The sequence below is a fragment of the Hypericibacter adhaerens genome, from assembly GCF_008728835.1.
Classification (GTDB): domain Bacteria; phylum Pseudomonadota; class Alphaproteobacteria; order Dongiales; family Dongiaceae; genus Hypericibacter; species Hypericibacter adhaerens.
The window spans coordinates 4,413,484-4,429,163 of sequence record NZ_CP042582.1 but is presented as its reverse complement, the minus strand read 5'-3'; the positions used below and the strand labels follow the sequence as shown (position 1 = coordinate 4,429,163).

Annotated in this window: 18 protein-coding genes; 9 read left to right on the top strand and 9 right to left on the bottom strand. The window is 68.8% G+C overall.

What is annotated here, in order from left to right:
* The first annotated feature begins 225 nt into the window (after positions 1 to 225).
* Both def and FRZ61_RS19870 read left to right on the top strand, forming a co-directional pair.
* Positions 226 to 777: a peptide deformylase gene (gene def, locus FRZ61_RS19875; protein ID WP_151119366.1), complete on the top strand. Its 552-nt coding sequence runs from the start codon at positions 226 to 228 to the stop codon at positions 775 to 777.
* Positions 778 to 780: 3 nt separating this feature from the next.
* Positions 781 to 1,434 (top strand): COQ9 family protein, encoded by a 654-nt coding sequence (locus FRZ61_RS19870; RefSeq protein ID WP_151119365.1) that lies wholly within the window; start codon positions 781 to 783, stop codon positions 1,432 to 1,434.
* 48 nt (positions 1,435 to 1,482) lie between these two features.
* Here the strand turns inward: FRZ61_RS19870 and FRZ61_RS19865 are convergent, their stop codons facing one another.
* From FRZ61_RS19865 to FRZ61_RS19850, 4 genes are all read right to left on the bottom strand, one after another.
* Entirely contained in the window at positions 1,483 to 2,493 is a 1,011-nt protein-coding gene (locus FRZ61_RS19865; RefSeq protein WP_151119248.1) for an IS30 family transposase, read from the bottom strand.
* A gap of 156 nt (positions 2,494 to 2,649) precedes the next feature.
* Complete coding sequence (locus FRZ61_RS19860; protein ID WP_151119364.1) at positions 2,650 to 3,759, bottom strand: 5-(carboxyamino)imidazole ribonucleotide synthase; 1,110 nt, start codon at positions 3,757 to 3,759, stop codon at positions 2,650 to 2,652.
* On the bottom strand, positions 3,756 to 4,265 hold the full coding sequence (gene purE, locus FRZ61_RS19855; RefSeq protein WP_151119363.1) for a 5-(carboxyamino)imidazole ribonucleotide mutase: 510 nt from the start codon (positions 4,263 to 4,265) through the stop codon (positions 3,756 to 3,758). Before purE ends, FRZ61_RS19860 begins: the two co-directional genes overlap by 4 nt.
* Before the next feature lie 141 nt (positions 4,266 to 4,406).
* Positions 4,407 to 4,607, bottom strand: coding sequence for a YdcH family protein (locus FRZ61_RS19850; RefSeq protein WP_151119362.1), 201 nt, complete (start codon positions 4,605 to 4,607; stop codon positions 4,407 to 4,409).
* Between the two features lie 239 nt (positions 4,608 to 4,846).
* Between FRZ61_RS19850 and FRZ61_RS19845 the strand changes: the two genes are divergently transcribed.
* Entirely contained in the window at positions 4,847 to 5,926 is a 1,080-nt protein-coding gene (locus FRZ61_RS19845; RefSeq protein ID WP_151119361.1) for an ATP-dependent 6-phosphofructokinase, read from the top strand.
* 22 nt (positions 5,927 to 5,948) lie between these two features.
* On the top strand, positions 5,949 to 6,449 hold the full coding sequence (locus tag FRZ61_RS19840) for a TIGR02444 family protein (protein WP_151119360.1): 501 nt from the start codon (positions 5,949 to 5,951) through the stop codon (positions 6,447 to 6,449).
* Positions 6,450 to 6,616: 167 nt separating this feature from the next.
* Here FRZ61_RS19840 and FRZ61_RS19835 read toward each other — a convergent pair whose 3' ends face one another.
* Positions 6,617 to 7,279, bottom strand: coding sequence for a UbiX family flavin prenyltransferase (locus tag FRZ61_RS19835; protein ID WP_151119359.1), 663 nt, complete (start codon positions 7,277 to 7,279; stop codon positions 6,617 to 6,619).
* A gap of 83 nt (positions 7,280 to 7,362) precedes the next feature.
* On the opposite strand from FRZ61_RS19835, the gene FRZ61_RS19830 reads away from it, so the two are divergent.
* Entirely contained in the window at positions 7,363 to 7,530 is a 168-nt protein-coding gene (locus tag FRZ61_RS19830; protein WP_151119358.1) for a YdcH family protein, read from the top strand.
* A 180-nt stretch (positions 7,531 to 7,710) separates the two neighbouring features.
* Here FRZ61_RS19830 and FRZ61_RS19825 read toward each other — a convergent pair whose 3' ends face one another.
* Positions 7,711 to 8,151, bottom strand: a complete 441-nt coding sequence (locus FRZ61_RS19825) for an NUDIX domain-containing protein (RefSeq protein ID WP_191909116.1) — start codon at positions 8,149 to 8,151, stop codon at positions 7,711 to 7,713.
* A 120-nt stretch (positions 8,152 to 8,271) separates the two neighbouring features.
* Here FRZ61_RS19825 and FRZ61_RS19820 point away from each other — a divergent pair, with 120 nt between their 5' ends.
* The 3 genes from FRZ61_RS19820 (at position 8,272) to FRZ61_RS19810 (ending at position 11,801) form a co-directional block, all read left to right on the top strand.
* On the top strand, positions 8,272 to 9,030 hold the full coding sequence (locus FRZ61_RS19820; RefSeq protein WP_151119356.1) for a creatininase family protein: 759 nt from the start codon (positions 8,272 to 8,274) through the stop codon (positions 9,028 to 9,030).
* 348 nt (positions 9,031 to 9,378) lie between these two features.
* The gene (locus FRZ61_RS19815) at positions 9,379 to 11,289 is read left to right on the top strand and encodes a propionyl-CoA synthetase (protein WP_151119355.1); all 1,911 of its coding nucleotides are present in this window, start codon (positions 9,379 to 9,381) and stop codon (positions 11,287 to 11,289) included.
* Positions 11,290 to 11,297: 8 nt separating this feature from the next.
* Positions 11,298 to 11,801: a GNAT family N-acetyltransferase gene (locus FRZ61_RS19810; RefSeq protein WP_151119354.1), complete on the top strand. Its 504-nt coding sequence runs from the start codon at positions 11,298 to 11,300 to the stop codon at positions 11,799 to 11,801.
* On the opposite strand, the gene FRZ61_RS19805 is transcribed toward FRZ61_RS19810, so the two are convergent.
* From FRZ61_RS19805 to FRZ61_RS19795, 3 genes are all read right to left on the bottom strand, one after another.
* A complete protein-coding gene (locus FRZ61_RS19805; RefSeq protein WP_191909115.1) occupies positions 11,774 to 12,961 on the bottom strand; it encodes an MFS transporter in 1,188 nt (395 codons plus the stop codon). The two genes, FRZ61_RS19810 and FRZ61_RS19805, sit on opposite strands and share 28 nt — an antisense overlap.
* A 285-nt stretch (positions 12,962 to 13,246) precedes the next feature.
* Entirely contained in the window at positions 13,247 to 13,909 is a 663-nt protein-coding gene (locus FRZ61_RS19800) for a DUF1013 domain-containing protein (RefSeq protein WP_151119352.1), read from the bottom strand.
* A 288-nt stretch (positions 13,910 to 14,197) separates the two neighbouring features.
* Entirely contained in the window at positions 14,198 to 15,199 is a 1,002-nt protein-coding gene (locus FRZ61_RS19795; RefSeq protein WP_225308911.1) for an NAD(P)H-quinone oxidoreductase, read from the bottom strand.
* A 114-nt stretch (positions 15,200 to 15,313) separates the two neighbouring features.
* Between FRZ61_RS19795 and FRZ61_RS19790 the strand changes: the two genes are divergently transcribed.
* Positions 15,314 to 15,529 (top strand): DUF1192 domain-containing protein, encoded by a 216-nt coding sequence (locus FRZ61_RS19790; protein WP_225308910.1) that lies wholly within the window; start codon positions 15,314 to 15,316, stop codon positions 15,527 to 15,529.
* Positions 15,530 to 15,680: the final 151 nt, after the last annotated feature.

Genomic DNA, 15,680 nt, shown 5'->3' with positions numbered 1-15,680 from the left:
ACGCTGTGAGCTCGGCGATATCCGGTTCTTGCGGTTGCTCCTCCAACCCGCGTCCTGCCGCCTCTCTCTTGTCGTGCCCGGGCTTGACCCGGGCATCCAGGGCCGGTCCCTGGATTGCCGGATCAAGTCCGGCGATGACAGGGCGGGGGCAAGAGGACATCCGGTCGCTGCGCGTCCGCCGCTCCCGCTCTTCCTCGCGTCCGCCTCATCCCCCATATTGAAGCCATGGCCATTCTCAAGATCGCCCGCATGGGACACCCGGTGCTGCGCCGGCCCGCCGATCCGGTCGCCGATCCGACGGCGCCCGAGATCAAGCGGCTCGTCGCCGACATGCTGGAGACGCTGGCCGATGCCGGCGGCGTCGGGCTGGCCGCACCCCAGGTCCATGTTCCCTTGCGCGTCGTCATCTTCGAGGTGCCGCCCCATCGCGCGGGCGAAAGCGGGCCGGTGCCGATGACCCATCTCGTCAATCCGGTGATCGAGCCGCTCGACGAGGAGAAGCTGCTGGGCTGGGAGGCCTGTCTCTCGGTGCCGGGCCTGACCGGCGTGGTGCCGCGCTGGCGCCATATCCGCTATCGGGGCACCACGCCCGAAGGCGAGACCGTCGAGCGCGAGGCCCATGATTTCCACGCCCGCGTGGTGCAGCATGAATGCGATCATCTCGACGGCACGCTCTATCCGCAGCGCATGACCGACCTGTCGCTGCTCTCCTTCGTGGAGGAGATGAAGCATGGCGCACCGCCGATCCAGGCGACCGGCAAGCCCGGGGAGGATTGAACGATGAAACGGGACGAGGCCAACCGCGACGTCTATCTGGCGCTGCTCAAGGCCGTGCTGCGGCACGTGCCCTTCGACGGCTGGAGTCCCGCTTCGCTCAAGGCGGGTGCGGCCGATCTGGGGCTCGATCTGCCCAAGGCGCTGCTGCTGCTGCCGGGCGGCATGGCCGAGCTCGCCGAACGGTTCCATGCCGAGGCCGACCGGCAGATGCTGGAGGCGCTGGCGCAATACGACCTCGAGGCGCTCAAGATCCGCGAGCGCATCGCGCTCGCGGTGCGGCTCAGGCTCGCCCCCTGGAACGGCGACCGCGAGGCGGTCCGCCGGCTCCTGGGCTTCCTGGCGCAGCCGCAGGAGGCGCCGCGCGCGGCCAAGCTCCTCTACCGCACCGTCGATGCCATCTGGCACGGCATCGGCGACCGCTCGACCGATTATAACTTCTACACCAAGCGCGCGCTCCTCGCGGGCGTGGTCAGCAGCACCGCGCTCTACTGGCTCGAGGACAAGTCCGAGGGCTGCGCCGATACATGGGCCTTCCTCGACCGTCGCATCGCCGACGTGCTCAAGGTCCCGCAGCAGATCGCGCGGGTGAAGAAGCTCGCGGCGAAGCTGCCGGACCCGGTGCGGTTCCTGCGGCGTGTGCGGCGCGGGGCGGCGTAGGGGCCAACATGTTCCCCTCGCCCTCATGACGGCGCCTGCACTCCATCGTCATCCCCGCGAAAGCGGGGAGGTGGATTCACACTCCAAGTGCAACAGCTGCTGCCAGAAGAGTTCGGCGGGGGAGCGCCAGTCAAGGCACTTGCGCGGGGTGTTGTTGTAGGCCCGGAGCAAGTCTGAGATCTGGCGCGAAGTGAGCGCGGCGAGATCGGTTTTCCTGGGGATCCGGCGGCGCATCCTTCCGATGGCGTTCTCGATGCCGCCCTTCTGCCAGGGGGCGTGGGGATCGCAGAAGAAGGTCTGGATGTGGAGGCGATGGAGCTCGTAGTGGCGGGCGAACTCGGTGCCGTTGTCGAAGGTGATGGTCTGGCGCAGGGTCGCGGGCAGGGGTTCGAGCAGGCCGGCGATGGCGGCGGCGATCGGTGCGGCCTGCTTGCCGTGGGGCCTGACGGCGAGGAGCAGGCGGGAGGATCGCTCATGCAGGGTGAGGAGTGCCTGGCCGTAGCGAGCGAACATCATGAGGTCGGCCTCCCAGTGACCGGGACTTGAGCGGTCCTCGACGTCGGGTGGCCTTTCCTCAATGGAAACACGGGCTTGGATGTGGAGGGCGGAGCTGCCGCCCTTGCGCCCGCGAAAGCCGCGCTTGGATTTGGCGCGCGGCAGGTAGTGGCGCCAGCTGTAGTCCTGGCGGCGGGTGATCTGGGCCTGGATGAAGCGATAGATGCTCTCGGGGCTGATGAGATGACGGCCCGACTGGCGCTCGAGCCGGCCGCAGACCTGCTCGGGCGACCAGCCTTTCCTCAAGCCCTCCAGCACCTGCCGGCGCAGGTGCGCGTCGCGCTCCAGGCGCGAGCCGCGCCAGCGCCGGGCCCGGGTCTGCTGCTGGGCGTAAGCCGCCCGGTAGCCGATCTGCCGGCCACGGTTGCGCTTCAGTTCCCGACTAACCGTCGATGCCGGGCGATCCAGAGCTGCAGCGATTTGGCGGATCGAGCGACCTTTGGAACGAAGGTCGGCAATGATGGCGCGCTCTTCGGACGAGAGCTGCTCGTAGTGCTTCCCCATGGCAACACCCTAATCTGGTGTTGCACTTCGTTTGAAAACTCAGCGGATCCATCCTGATCCAGGTCACCAGGCTTTGAAGTGGATCCCCGCTTTCGCGGGGATGACGACGCGCGGGGATGACGACAAAGGGGGGTCGCGAGAGCGGCGGGAGAAGGCCTACCGCTTCGCCGTCAGCCGCGTGACATGGCCCATCTTGCGGCCCGGCCGCGGCTCGGCCTTGCCGTAGAGATGGAGCTTGGCGCCGGGCTCGGCGAGGATCTCCTTCCAGGCCAGCACGTCGTCGCCCAGCAGGTTCTTCATCACGGCGTCCGAATGGCGCTCGACCGAGCCTAAGGGCAGGCCGCAGACGGCGCGCACGAACTGTTCGAACTGGCTCGTCACGCAGCCGTCGATCGACCAGTGGCCGGAATTGTGCGGGCGCGGCGCCAGCTCGTTCACCAGCACCTCACCCGCGTTGGTCACGAACATCTCGACCGCGATGAGGCCGATGAGCCCCAGTTCCTCGGCGATGTGGCGGCCGATCGCTTCGGCGCGCATCGCGACCGCTTCGGTCACGCGGGCCGGCACGATGGTCGTATCCAGAATGTGATGGCGGTGCTGATTCTCGACCGGCTCGTAGGCCACCACGTTGCCGTCGAGCGTGCGCGCGACGATGACCGAGATCTCGAGCCGGAAATCGACGAAGGCCTCGAGGATGCCGATCGAGGCGCCCATGCGGGCCCAGGCTTCCTCGAGCTTGCTGTCGGCGTCGATCCGCACCTGGCCCTTGCCGTCATAGCCGAACTGCGCCGATTTCAGGATCGCGGGATGGCCGATCTCGCGCAGCGCGCGCTCCAGGCTCTCGGGCCGCGCCACCTCCATGTAGCGCGTGGTCGGCACCTTGATCGAGGCGAGAAAGTCCTTCTCGCGCAGCCGCTCCTGGCAGATATGGAGCACGCGGGGGCTGGGCCGCGTCGGCTTCAGCCGCGCCAGCGTCTCGGCGGTCCGGCTCGGCACGTTCTCGAACTCGAAGGTGACGACGTCGATCGCCCCGGCGAAGCGCGCCAGCGCCCCATCGTCCTCGTAGGGCGCGATGGTCGCGGCGCTCGCGACCTGGGTCGCGGGATTGTCGCCGGGCGGGCAATAGATGTGGGTCTTGAATCCCAGCCGCGCCGCCGCCATCGCCGCCATGCGGCCGAGCTGGCCGCCGCCGAGGATGCCGATGGTCGAGCCGGGCGCGATCACCTGGCCCTGGTCGGCGGCTGCGGCTGGCGTCGCGCTGCTCATCGGCCGGCCGGGTTTTCCGTGACGGGCGTCTCGGCGACCGCGGCCGTGCGCGCCTCGCGCCAGGCCTCGAGCCGCTTGTCGAGCCGCTTGTCGGCGAGCGCCACCACGGCGGCGGCGAGGAGCGCGGCATTGACGGCGCCGGCCTTGCCGATCGCAAGCGTGCCGACCGGCACGCCGGCCGGCATCTGGACGATCGACAGCAGGCTGTCGAGCCCCTTCAGCGCCTGGCTTTCGATCGGCACGCCGAACACGGGCAGCGTCGTCATGGAAGCAGTCATGCCCGGCAGATGGGCCGCCCCGCCGGCGCCGGCGACGATCGCCTTGAGGCCGCGCTTCTTGGCGCCGTGGGCGTAGCTGTAGAGGCGCTTGGGCGTGCGGTGGGCCGAGACGATGCGCACCTCGTGCGGCACGCCCAGCTCCTCGAGCGTGGCCGCGGCGTGGCGCATGGTCTCCCAGTCGCTCTGGCTTCCCATGATGATGCCGACCGACGGCGCCGATTTGGCCATGCCCGTTTCGCCTCGCTCCCCAGCTCCCGATCCCCGTTTCGGACCAGGCCCGCCCCGGCGGGAGCGCGAGATTATAGGGGGGAGGGGTGGGGTGGCAAGGCGAGGGCCGCGGGGCTTTCGCGGGCCCGACTCGGGGGGCCGTCAGGCGATGATGTCGGGCAGGAGCTGGCTTTCCAGCTTGATGATCTGGTCCTTCAGCGCCAGCTTGCGCTTCTTCAGCCGTTGCACCTGCAGCTGGTTGAAGGGCGCAGTCTCCTGCAACCGGGCGATCACATCGTCCAGGTCGCGATGCTCGCTGCGCAGCTCTTCGAGCCGGCGGCGCAAATCCTCTTGCCCCAACATCCAGGCTCTCCGGCGGCAGACGGGATGGGCGCGGATTATAGTCGAGCCCTCGCGGCAATGCCATGTGCCCGGACTCCGGTCCCGTCAGGCGGATGCCCGATTCTTCGCCATTCTTTGCGCCTTGCACGGCGCCGATAGGTCTCCGACATTAACCAATCTTGGTGGCGGGGCTGCCCGTTCGGCGAGGCGCCGCGACCGCCCGGGATTCGAGTCCTCGCGAATCGGAAGAAGGCGCGCGCATGATCAAGCGAATCGGGATTCTCACCAGCGGCGGCGACTGTGCCGGGCTCAATGCGGTCCTGCGCGCCGTGGTGCTGCATGCCACCAGCAACAAGGGGTGGGAGGTGCTGGGCCTGCGCCAGGGCACGGCCGGCCTGATGGCGCGGCCGGTCGAGGCGGAGCTGCTCGATCCCTACGCCATGTCCTCGGTGCTGCTGCGCCAGGGCGGGACGGTGCTGGGCACCACCAACCGCGGCGATCCCTTCGCCTTTCCGATGGCGGACGGCCATCTGCTCGACCGCTCCGAGGAGGTGATCGAGGGCTACCGGCAGCTCGGTCTCGACGCGCTCATCGGCATCGGCGGCGACGGCTCGTTCCGCATCCTGCGCCGGCTGGCGCAGCAGGGTGGCCTCAATCTCGTGGGCATTCCCAAGACCATCGACAACGATCTGGGGCTGACCGAGATCTCGATCGGGCATGACACGGCGGTCTGGATCGCGACCGAGGCGCTCGACCGGCTGCAGCCGACGGCGGCGAGCCACGACCGCGTCATGGTGCTGGAGGTGATGGGGCGCGATGCCGGCCATATCGCGCTCTCGGCCGGCATCGCCGGCGGCGCCGACGCGATCCTGATCCCCGAGATCCCCTACAGCATGGAGCGCGTGGCGCAGAAGATCGACGACATCAAGCGGCAGGGCCGCAATTTCGCGCTGGTCATCGTGGCGGAGGCGGTGACGACCGAGCATGGCGAGCCGGTGACGGTGACGCATGTCGGCGGCAAGGCGACCTATGGCGGCATCGGGCATTATGTGAGCGACCGGCTGGCGACGCTCACCGGCGCCGAGACCCGCGTCACGGTGCTGGGCCATCTGCAGCGCGGCGCCCCGCCCGATCCGCGCGACCGCGTCATCGCCCAGGCCTTCGGCGTGCATGCGGTCGATCTGATCGATGCCGGCAAGTTCGACCGTATGGTGGCCTGGCAGAACCGGCGCGTCATCGACGTGCCGATCCTCGAGGCGATCGAGCGCTATCAGGCGGTCGATCCGGACGGCACGCTGGTGCAGACGGCGCGCGGCCTCGGCATCTCGTTCGGGGATTGAGGCCGGGAAACGGAGACGAAGCATGAGCGAGGAAGCGGGGCGGGCCTTCTGGAATTTCAGCCTGGAACATTACGGCAAGCCGGGCCTGCCGCCGGCGGTCATCGGGCTGCAGAACCGGCTCGGTGCCGACGTCAATCTCCTGCTCTATGGCTGCTGGGCGGCGGCGCAGGGCCGCTCGCTCGGCGAGACCGACATCGCCCAGGCCGATGCGACCATCCAGCTCTGGCGCGAGCAGGTGGTGGAGCCGCTGCGCGAGGTGCGCAATCGCCTGAAGCCGGGCGTGGCGCCGGTCTCGGCTGAAGCCAGCATGACCCTGCGCAAGCGCGTGCTCGATGCCGAGATCGCCGGCGAGGAGCTGGCGCAGCATGCGCTGGCGGCGCTGCTGCCGGCGGCGAAGGCCGCCGGCAATCCCGCGGCGGCGGCGCGGCGGCATGTCGAGATCTACCTCGCGCGGCTGGCGAAGCCGCTGGGGCCCGAGGATCAGGCGGCGGTGGAGACGCTGATCAGGGGGTGCTTTGGGTGAGATGAAAATGACTGCCCCCTCCCCCGTCTTCCGGGGGAGGGTTGGGGAGGGGGAAGACGCGTTGTCGAAGGCTTGAGGAAGGATAGACGCGCGGTTGCTAAATCCCGTCGGCCCCCTCCCTCACCCTCCCCCTTGAAGGGGGAGGGGACAGCAGTACGGCGCTTGTCCTAATCCTCCGCACTCTCCTCCTCCTCCGCCTCGCGCGCGCGGCGCGAGCGTCCGCTCAGCGGCGGGCCTCTCCAGCGCTTCACCAATCCCGTCTCGAGGCCGAAGAGATCGCAGACGCGGCCGACGCTGTGGTCGACCATCTCCTCGATCGTCCGCGGCCGCGCATAGAAGGCCGGCACCGGCGGCGCGATGATGGCACCCATCTCGGAGAGCGCCGTGAGGTTGCGCAGATGGCCGGTATGGAGCGGCGTCTCGCGCAGCATCAGCACGAGGCGGCGGCGTTCCTTCAGGGTCACGTCGGCGGCGCGCGTGAGCAGCGACGAGGTCACGCCGGTCGCGATCTCCGACATGGTCTTGATCGAGCAGGGCGCGATCACCATGCCCAGCGTCGGGAAGGAACCGCTCGATATCGGCGCCGCGAGCTCGGCGATGCCGTGGGTGGCGTCCGCGAGCGCGCGTACCTCCGGCACCTTCATGTCGGTCTCGTAGGCGATGGTGAGCTCGGCCGAGCGCGAGATCACCAGATGGGTCTCAACCGGCAGTGGCCGCAGCGCCTGCAGCAGACGGATCCCGAGGATCGCGCCCGACGCGCCGCTCATGCCGACGATCAGTCGTGCCGTCGGGTTTTCCACCGCAGATTCCTTGAGGTTTCGTCGGGCCATGCCGATCTCGTTTACAAGCGCCTCGGAGCGGCGTTAGCATGACATTCGTTATCGGCCTCGGAACCCGGAAAGGAGGTACTCGCATGTCCGCAACGGAACATGTCGAAGCACTCAAAGCCAAGCATTCCGACCTCGATAAACTGATCGCCGAAGAAGAGTCCCGGCCGCATCCGGACGATATCCGGATCACCGAACTTAAGCGGCAAAAGCTCAAAATCAAAGACGAAATCAACCATTTGGCTCCTCACTGACGCCGCTCTGACGCGCGTCTGAGCCGGCTGCTTCGAGGGACCGAGGCAGTAAGTTTCGCCCGCATCCTTGCGTCGGGTGTCCGAGCAAGGATCGCGTCCGACGGTTGCGTTTCCGATTTCCCGCTTATCCACAATCTGTCCGGACCGACAGCGTCGGCGGTGTTCACGCGTCGCGGCGGCTCAGAGCCCTTCCGGGAAGCTCGCCTGCTGATTTTCGGGCGCGTCATAGACGCGCACCAGCCCCGAGCGTCCGGCCAGCGCATCGGCGATGCGGGTTCGCGTGCGCAGGTTCATCGGATCGGGCAGGCGGTCGGGCGCGAAGAATCCGATCGCCGCGATCTCGCCATCGGGCGCCCAGGGATCGCTGCCGATCGTGCGGCCGATGAAGGCCAGCACCAGATCGTCGTCGTAGGTGCGCGAATAGGCGCCGACGAAACGCTCGACCGCGATGCGATGGCCGGTCTCCTCGCGCACCTCGCGATGCAGCGCGTCGAGCGGCGATTCGTTCGGCTCGACGCGGCCGCCCGGCTGCGTCCAGAGACGGCCGGCATAGTTCTGGTGCACCAGCAGGAGATGGCCGGCCGCGTCGAGGATGGTGGCGAAGACGCCGATATGGGCCATCGATGATGCCTTGCGGGTTCGGGGGAGGGGACTCATGAGAATGAAAGCGCCTTGCCCCTGGGGGCGGCGCTCTCGCATCATGCCGGCCGGTTCGTTTCAGGTCAAAGGAGTGCCCGCCCCATGCAGCTTCAGCTCGTCACCTGGCCCGAGGTCGAATCCTACCTGACCCGCAGCCAGGGCATCGTCATGCCGATCGGCTCGACCGAGCAGCATGGGCCGAACGGGCTCGTCGGCACCGATGCGATCTGCGCGGAGCAGGTAGCGAAGGGCATCGGCGACCGCACCGGCGCCATGGTGGCGCCCACCATATCGGTCGGCATGGCGCAGCATCATATGGGCTTCCCGGGCTCGATGACCTTGCGGCCCTCGACCCTGATCGCGGTGGTGCGCGACATGGTGGAATCCCTCGCCGTGCACGGCTTCCGCCGCTTCTTCTTCATCAACGGCCATGGCGGCAACATCGCGACGCTGACCGCGGCCTTCTCCGAGATCTATGCCGGCGCCAGCCTGGCGCCGGCGAGCGGCCGGCCCGCCAACATGCCGGCGGTCCGCTGCCTCCTCAAGAACTGGTGGGAGGCGAAGCAGGTGGGCGCCCTGTCGCGCGAGCTCTATGGCCGCGCCGAGGGCAGCCACGCCACGCCCTCCGAGGTCTCGCTCACCTGGGCCGCCTATCCCGAAGCCGCCAAGCCGATGACGCTCGATCCCGAGATCGCGCCGACTGGCGGCTTCACCGACGCCGCCGACTATCGCCGCCGCTTCCCCGACGGCCGCATCGGCTCCAATCCGGGCCTGGCCTCGGTGGAAGCCGGCCAGCGCCTGCTCGAGGCCGCCATCGTGGGCATGGCGGCCGAGTATGAGAGCTGGATCAAGGAAAGCTGAGGCGCCGAACGCAGGGCGCGCGAAGAGATCACGATCTCGAACCGCGCAGTGCTGCGGTTGTTCTCTGCCTCTCCACCCGCGAAGCGGGGAGAGGGTAGGGTGAGGGGGCTTCGAACCGGGCGAGGTGTCGAAAAACCCGTTCCGTTCTGCAGCAGCCGCCTCACCCTATCCTCTCCCCCACGCTCGTGGAGGAGAGGAAAAAAGATTAAGAGCGCGGCTGGATTCATGACCGGGCCCTGATTGACTCGCTTTCTTCGCCACCAGCTTTACCATCCTCTTTTCCTTGGGCAGACTTACCGTCCAAGGGCAACACAACAAGAACGGCCCGACCCACAGACGGGGGACGCCATGGCTGGCCGCTATGCCGAGATCCATCGCCGTTCGCTCGAGGATCCGGAAGGATTCTGGAGCGAGGCCGCGTCGGCGATCCATTGGGAGAAGCGCTGGGACAGGCTGCTCGACGACAGCCGGCCGCCCTTCTATCGCTGGTTTGCCGGCGGCGTCCTCAACACCTGCTACAACTGCCTCGATCGCCATGTGGCGGAGGGACGGGGCCAGCAGGCGGCGCTGATCTATGACAGCGCCATGACCGGCCAGACGCAGAGCTTCAGCTATACCGAGCTGACCGACCTGGTCGCGCGCTTCGCGGGCGCCATCGCCGCGCAAGGCGTCGCCAAGGGCGACCGCGTCATCATCTATATGCCGATGGTGCCCGAAGCGGCGATCGCGATGCTGGCCTGCGCGCGGCTGGGCGCCGTCCATTCGGTCGTGTTCGGCGGTTTCGCGCCGGCCGAGCTCGCGACCCGCATCAACGACGCCAAGCCGAAGCTGATGATCTCGGCCTCCTGCGGGCTCGAGCCCGGCCGCGTGCTGGCCTACAAGCCGCTGCTCGACCAGGCGATCGAGCTCGCGACCGCCAAGCCCGATCGCTGCATCATCCTGCAGCGCCCGCAGGTCAAGGCCGAGATGAAGCCCGGTCGCGATCTCGATTGGCAGGAGGCGGTGGCCGCCGCGAAGCCCGCGGCCTGCGTGCCGGTGGCGGCGACCGATCCGCTCTATGTCCTCTACACCTCCGGCACGACCGGCCAGCCCAAGGGTGTCGTGCGCGACAATGGCGGCCACGCCGTCGCGCTCAAATGGACCATGAAGAACATCTACGGCGTCGAGCCGGGCGAGGTCTGGTGGGCGGCTTCGGATGTGGGCTGGGTGGTCGGCCATTCCTACATCGTCTATGCGCCGCTGATGCATGGCTGCACGAGCGTGCTGTTCGAAGGCAAGCCGGTGGGAACGCCCGATGCCGGCACCTATTGGCGCGTGATCCAGCAGCACAAGGTCTCGGCCCTCTTCACCGCGCCCACCGCCTTCCGCGCGATCAAGCGCGACGATCCCGACGCGAAGCTCCTGCGCAACTACGACATCCGCAGCTTCCGCACGCTCTTCCTCGCCGGCGAGCGCTCCGACCCCGCGACGCTCGAATGGGCCGAGGCCCATCTCAAGGTGCCGGTGATCGATCACTGGTGGCAGACCGAGACCGGCTGGCCGATCGTGGCCGATTGCATGGGCATCGAGCCCTTCCCGGTCAAGCATGGATCGCCGACCAAGGCGGTGCCGGGCTGGGACGTGCGGGTGCTCGATGGCGAAGGCCACGAGGTCAAGCGCGGCGATATCGGCGCGCTCGTCTGCAAGCTGCCTTTGCCGCCCGGCACCTTTCCGACGCTGTGGAACGCCGAGCAGCGCTTCTTCGATTCCTATCTGCGCGCCTATCCCGGCTTCTACAACACGGGCGATGCGGGCTTCATCGACGAGGAGGGCTATGTCTATGTGATGGCGCGCACCGACGACGTGATCAACGTCGCGGGCCACCGGCTCTCGACCGGCGCCATGGAGGAGGTGCTGGCCTCCCATCCCGACGTCGCCGAATGCGCCGTCATCGGTGCTGCCGACGACCTCAAGGGACAGGTGCCGCTGGGCTTCCTCGTGCTCAAGGCCGGCGTGTCGCGCGACGAGCACAAGATCGCCGAGGAGGCGGTGGCGCTGGTGCGCGAGCGCATCGGCCCGGTCGCCGCCTTCCGGACCGCGGCCGTCGTGAAGCGCCTGCCCAAGACGCGCTCGGGCAAGATCCTACGCGGCACCATGCAGAAGATCGCCGATGGCGAGGAGTACAAGACGCCCGCCACGATCGACGATCCCGCGATCCTGCCGGAGATCGGCGAAGCGCTGCGCGGCGTCGGCTACGGCAAGGAGCCGGACAAGGGCTGAGCGGGGCGATGCCGAACGCCACCGTCGCAGCCCGCCCCGAGACCGCCTTCCGGTTGCGCGCTGCTTCGCCCGAGGATGGCGAGGCGATCGCGGCCCTGCTGCGGGAGGCCTTCGCGCCCTATGACGGCAAGATCCAGCCCCGTCCGGGCGCCCTATCGGAAACCGGCGCCAGCATCGCGGCGGCCCTCGAGAACGGTGCCGGCAGCGTCGCCGAGGCGGGCGGCCTTCTCGTCGGCTCGGTGCTCTGGCATCCGGAAGGCGACGGGTTCTATCTGGGCCGGCTCGCCGTCAAGCCGGGCTGGCAGCGGCGCGGCATCGCCCGCGCGCTGGTGGAGAGCGCGATCGAGGCGGCGCGGATCGCGCGGCGGGCGCAGGTGACGCTCAATGTGCGCATCCTGCTGCCGGACAATGTCGCGTTCTTCGAGAGCCTCGGCTTCGAGCGCGCCGCGGCCCGACCTCATCCGGGCTTCGACCATCCGACCTATTATGTGATGGTGCGGCGGGTGGATTGAGTGGCGCTGCGCCGCCCCAGCGCGACGCAGACGGCGAGATAAGCCGCGAGCGCCAGCGCCGACACCACGAGCGTCGCCGCCGGCCCCCAGAGTTCCATCGCATGGCCTGCGACCACCGGTCCGAGGCTGCTGCCGATGCCATAGAGGAGGCTGCTGAGCGTCGTGGCCGCGGCGAGCTCGGTGCCGCGGAAGCGGTCGCCGACCATGGCGAAGGCCACGGTCCACACACCGCCCATGGCCGCACCCCAGAAGAACGCCACCGGCCAGGCCGGCCAGCCGGCCGGCATGGCGGCGATCATTGCCAGGGCCAGCAGGAGCGACAGGGCGACCGTAGCGGTGAGCACCTTGCGCCGGTCGATCCGGTCGGCGAGCCAGCCGACCGGCAGATGGCCGACCGTCGTGCCGACGAAGAGCGTGGTCAGCAGCAGCACGGCATCCGGCCGGGTGAACCCGTGGCGCATCGCATAGAGCGACAGGAAGGAATCGTTGATCGAATCGGTCGTGGCGAGCATGGGCGCGGCCAGCAAGGCGAGGGCGGCGACCGGGAAGAGGCGCCAATAGCCGCGCCGCGGGCCGTCCGTCGCGATCGGCGGGGCGAGGCCGCCGGCGAAGAGCAGCGGCAGCGCCGAGGCCAGCACCAGCGCGATGCCGCAGAGGAAGGGCGCCCAGCCTTCGATGCCGGCCAGCGTGATGATGACGGGGCCGAAGGCGAAGCCCGCCGACCAGAGGAAGCCCAGCACGCCGCCGACCAGGCCGCGGCTCTCGTCGATCGCGGTCTGGTTGATCCAGGTCTGGCCGGCGATGAAGAGGAGCCCGACGCTGCCGCCGAGCAGGAAGCGGATCGGCATCCAGACATAGGGATCGATATGGAGCGGCAGCAGGGCGAACATCGCCGCCGTCGCGACGATGGCCCCCGTCACGACGCGCAGCACGCCGAACCGCGCGATCACGGCGGGGGCGAGGGGCGCCACCGCGAAGACCGAGAGGGCCTGGCTCGCGGCGCTCAGGCCGATCAGGCCACTGCTGACGCCGCGGCTGTCGAGGATGAGCGACAGAAGCGGCCAGGTCAGTCCCATGGTGGTGCCGACCGAGGCGATGCAGACCATCGCGATGAAGAGGCTCAAGCGCCGCCGCGCCGGGCTCAGGGCCAAATCGGTCAACGCCATCCCCTCCGCATCACCCTCGCATCGGCGCGCGCGACCGCGCGACGCGGCGCGACGTTAGAACGGCCCGGATTTCGGGGCAAACCAGGAGAGACGCCGATCGGGCATTGCCGGAAACATCGCGTGCAAGCCCCTCCCCCTACCCCCTCCCGCAAGGGGAGGGGGCTGGAAAAATCTCATCCCTCTTTCAGGATCGGTACGGCGCAGAAAACTTCGCCCCCTCCCCTTGCGGGAGGGGGTTGGGGGAGGGGTGATGCGGGCTCGTTCTCGCTGATCGAGCGCTTAGCTGTTCGACGAGCCGCTCGACTTCTGCATGAAGGCGGCGATGTCGAAGCCGCCGGGGAGCGAGCTCTTGGTGTCGGCGGCGGGCTCGGCCGGCGTTTCCGGTGCGGCGACCGGCGCGTCGCCCTCGCCCGACTTGCCGAGCGCCTTGCGGGCGCGGGCCACGGCGGCGTTGAGATCGGTCTGGGTGCAGAGGCCCAGCAGCACCGGATCGCGCGGCTTCAGGTTCGACGAGTTCCAGTGAGTGCGGTCGCGCACGGCGGCGATGGTGCTCTTGGTCGTGCCGATCAGGCGCGCGATCGCCGCGTCGCCCAGCTCGGGATGATGGCGCACCAGCCAGGCCACCGCGTCCGGCTTGTCCTGGCGCTTGGAGACCGGCGTGTAGCGCGGGCCCTTGGTGCGCGGCAGCGGCTGCGGGATGTTCTGGCGCAGGAGCTTGAGGCGCAGGCTCGGGTCCTTCTGCGCGCGCTCGATCTCGTCCATCGAGACCTGGCCGTTGGCGACGGGGTCGAGGCCGACGATCCCGATCGCGACCTCGCCATCGGCGATGCCCTGGACCTCGAGCGGATGCAGGCCGCAGAAATCGGCGATCTGCTCGAAGCTGAGCGTGGTGTTCTCCACCAGCCATACGGCGGTCGCCTTCGGCATCAGCAATCGGGCCATGTCATCTCTCCTCAGGAATTCGATCGGCGGACTTGTCGGAACCGGACGTCCGGATGCGGCTCCAGCGGGCGCCGTCCTTCACGGGAAACCCGGAAAGACGGCCGCGAGCCGGCTTGGTTTATATGGGATCGCGGCGCCGGCCGCCCAAGGCGGTCCGGACCGGGCGGAAATAGCATTTGGAGGCCGCCGCCGCCACAGGAAATTGCGCCGCGACAACGGCCCGGGCCCGCCCCCGGCAAGGATCCGGAAAACCCTTTCAGGCCAGTCCTGTAGGAGGAAGCCGCCGGCTCAGACGGTCAGCACGATCTTGCCGATATGGGCGCTCGACTCCATGAGGCGATGGGCCGCGGCGGCCTGGGCCAGCGGGAAGGTCTTGTGGATGACCGGCTGCACCCGGCCCGCCTCGATCAGCGGCCAGACGCGGTCCTTGAGCGCCTTGGCGATGGCGCCCTTCTCGGCGACCGAGCGCGGGCGGAGCGTCGAACCGGTGAGGGTCTGGCGCTTCACCATCAGCGGCGCCAGATCGAGCTCGACCTTGCTGCCCTTGAGGAAGGCGATCTGGACGATGCGGCCCTCGAGCGCCAGGCATTTCATGTTCCGCGCGAAGTAGTCGCCGCCGACCATGTCGAGGATGACATCGACACCCTTGCCGCCGGTCGCGTCCAGCACCGCGGTGACGAAATCCTCGCTGCGATAGTCGATGGCGCGCTCCGCGCCCAGCGAGCGGCAGGCCGCGACCTTGTCGGGGCCACCGGCGGTCGCGAAGACGCGCGCGCCGAGCTGGGCCGCGAGCTGGATCGCCGTCGTGCCGATGCCGCTGGTGCCGCCATGGACGAGGAAGCTCTCGCCGGCCTTGAGCGCGCCGCGTTCGAACACGTTGGTCCAGACTGTGAAGAAGGTTTCCGGCAGGGCGGCGGCCTGGATCAGATCGAGGCCGCGCGGGACGGGCAGCGCCTGCGGCGCCGGCACCAGGCAATATTCGGCATAGCCGCCGCCCGCGACGAGCGCGCAGAGCTTGTCGCCGATCCTCCAGGCGCCGGTCTCGCCGCCGCTCGCCGCCACTTCGCCTGCGACCTCGAGCCCCGGGATGTCGGTGGCGCCGGGCGGCGGCGCGTAGTTGCCCTGGCGCTGCAGCACGTCCGGCCGGTTGATGCCGGCGGCGGCAACCTTGACCAGCAGCTCGCCCGGGCCCGGCTTGGGAACGGCCCGGCGCTGCGGCACCAGCGCCTCGGGGCCGCCGGGTGTGGGAATGGCGATGGCGGTCATCTCGGCGGGCGGCGCGACGGTCATGGGGGCCTCGGACAGGGGGTGATCGGGGAACCCCGGGAGACGGGGCTTCTCTTGCGGGCGGCGGGGCTTCTAGAGTCGGCTCATTTACACGGGCGCCGGAAAGCGGCGCAAGCCATGAGGGCAAACCCTACCGCGGAGGACGTGATGGATCCGGAAGAGCTCGAACCCCGCAAGAAGCCCGCAACCCTGCGCGATCTGGAACCGCTCTCGATCGCCGAGCTCGAGGGCTACATCGAAGAGCTCAAGACCGAGATCAAACGGGTCGAGGCCAAGATCGCCGCCAAGCGCAGCCATCTGGGCGCCGCCGCGGCGTTCTTCAAAGCGCCCTGACGATCGGCCGGTTCACCGTCCCTCGTGGCCCGCGAGCCGCGGGCGCGGGCTTGCGGCAGCGGCCGGCGATGGCTCGCCCAGCCCGGAGCCTTTCCAATAAATTATTGATATTAAATGATTTATATTCCGCCGTGACGTTAACGAATCTTCA

Excerpts from the sequence above, each read along its gene's own strand:
- def (WP_151119366.1), top strand. The coding sequence starts at position 226 with ATGGCCATTCTCAAGATCGCCCGCATGGGACACCCGGTGCTGCGCCGG.
- FRZ61_RS19870 (WP_151119365.1), top strand. The coding sequence starts at position 781 with ATGAAACGGGACGAGGCCAACCGCGACGTCTATCTGGCGCTGCTCAAG.
- FRZ61_RS19865 (WP_151119248.1), bottom strand. The coding sequence starts at position 2,493 with ATGGGGAAGCACTACGAGCAGCTCTCGTCCGAAGAGCGCGCCATCATT.
- FRZ61_RS19860 (WP_151119364.1), bottom strand. The coding sequence starts at position 3,759 with ATGAGCAGCGCGACGCCAGCCGCAGCCGCCGACCAGGGCCAGGTGATC.
- purE (WP_151119363.1), bottom strand. The coding sequence starts at position 4,265 with ATGGCCAAATCGGCGCCGTCGGTCGGCATCATCATGGGAAGCCAGAGC.
- FRZ61_RS19850 (WP_151119362.1), bottom strand. The coding sequence starts at position 4,607 with ATGTTGGGGCAAGAGGATTTGCGCCGCCGGCTCGAAGAGCTGCGCAGC.
- FRZ61_RS19845 (WP_151119361.1), top strand. The coding sequence starts at position 4,847 with ATGATCAAGCGAATCGGGATTCTCACCAGCGGCGGCGACTGTGCCGGG.
- FRZ61_RS19840 (WP_151119360.1), top strand. The coding sequence starts at position 5,949 with ATGAGCGAGGAAGCGGGGCGGGCCTTCTGGAATTTCAGCCTGGAACAT.
- FRZ61_RS19835 (WP_151119359.1), bottom strand. The coding sequence starts at position 7,279 with ATGGCCCGACGAAACCTCAAGGAATCTGCGGTGGAAAACCCGACGGCA.
- FRZ61_RS19830 (WP_151119358.1), top strand. The coding sequence starts at position 7,363 with ATGTCCGCAACGGAACATGTCGAAGCACTCAAAGCCAAGCATTCCGAC.
- FRZ61_RS19825 (WP_191909116.1), bottom strand. The coding sequence starts at position 8,151 with ATGGCCCATATCGGCGTCTTCGCCACCATCCTCGACGCGGCCGGCCAT.
- FRZ61_RS19820 (WP_151119356.1), top strand. The coding sequence starts at position 8,272 with ATGCAGCTTCAGCTCGTCACCTGGCCCGAGGTCGAATCCTACCTGACC.
- FRZ61_RS19815 (WP_151119355.1), top strand. The coding sequence starts at position 9,379 with ATGGCTGGCCGCTATGCCGAGATCCATCGCCGTTCGCTCGAGGATCCG.
- FRZ61_RS19810 (WP_151119354.1), top strand. The coding sequence starts at position 11,298 with ATGCCGAACGCCACCGTCGCAGCCCGCCCCGAGACCGCCTTCCGGTTG.
- FRZ61_RS19800 (WP_151119352.1), bottom strand. The coding sequence starts at position 13,909 with ATGGCCCGATTGCTGATGCCGAAGGCGACCGCCGTATGGCTGGTGGAG.
- FRZ61_RS19795 (WP_225308911.1), bottom strand. The coding sequence starts at position 15,199 with ATGACCGTCGCGCCGCCCGCCGAGATGACCGCCATCGCCATTCCCACA.
- FRZ61_RS19790 (WP_225308910.1), top strand. The coding sequence starts at position 15,314 with ATGAGGGCAAACCCTACCGCGGAGGACGTGATGGATCCGGAAGAGCTC.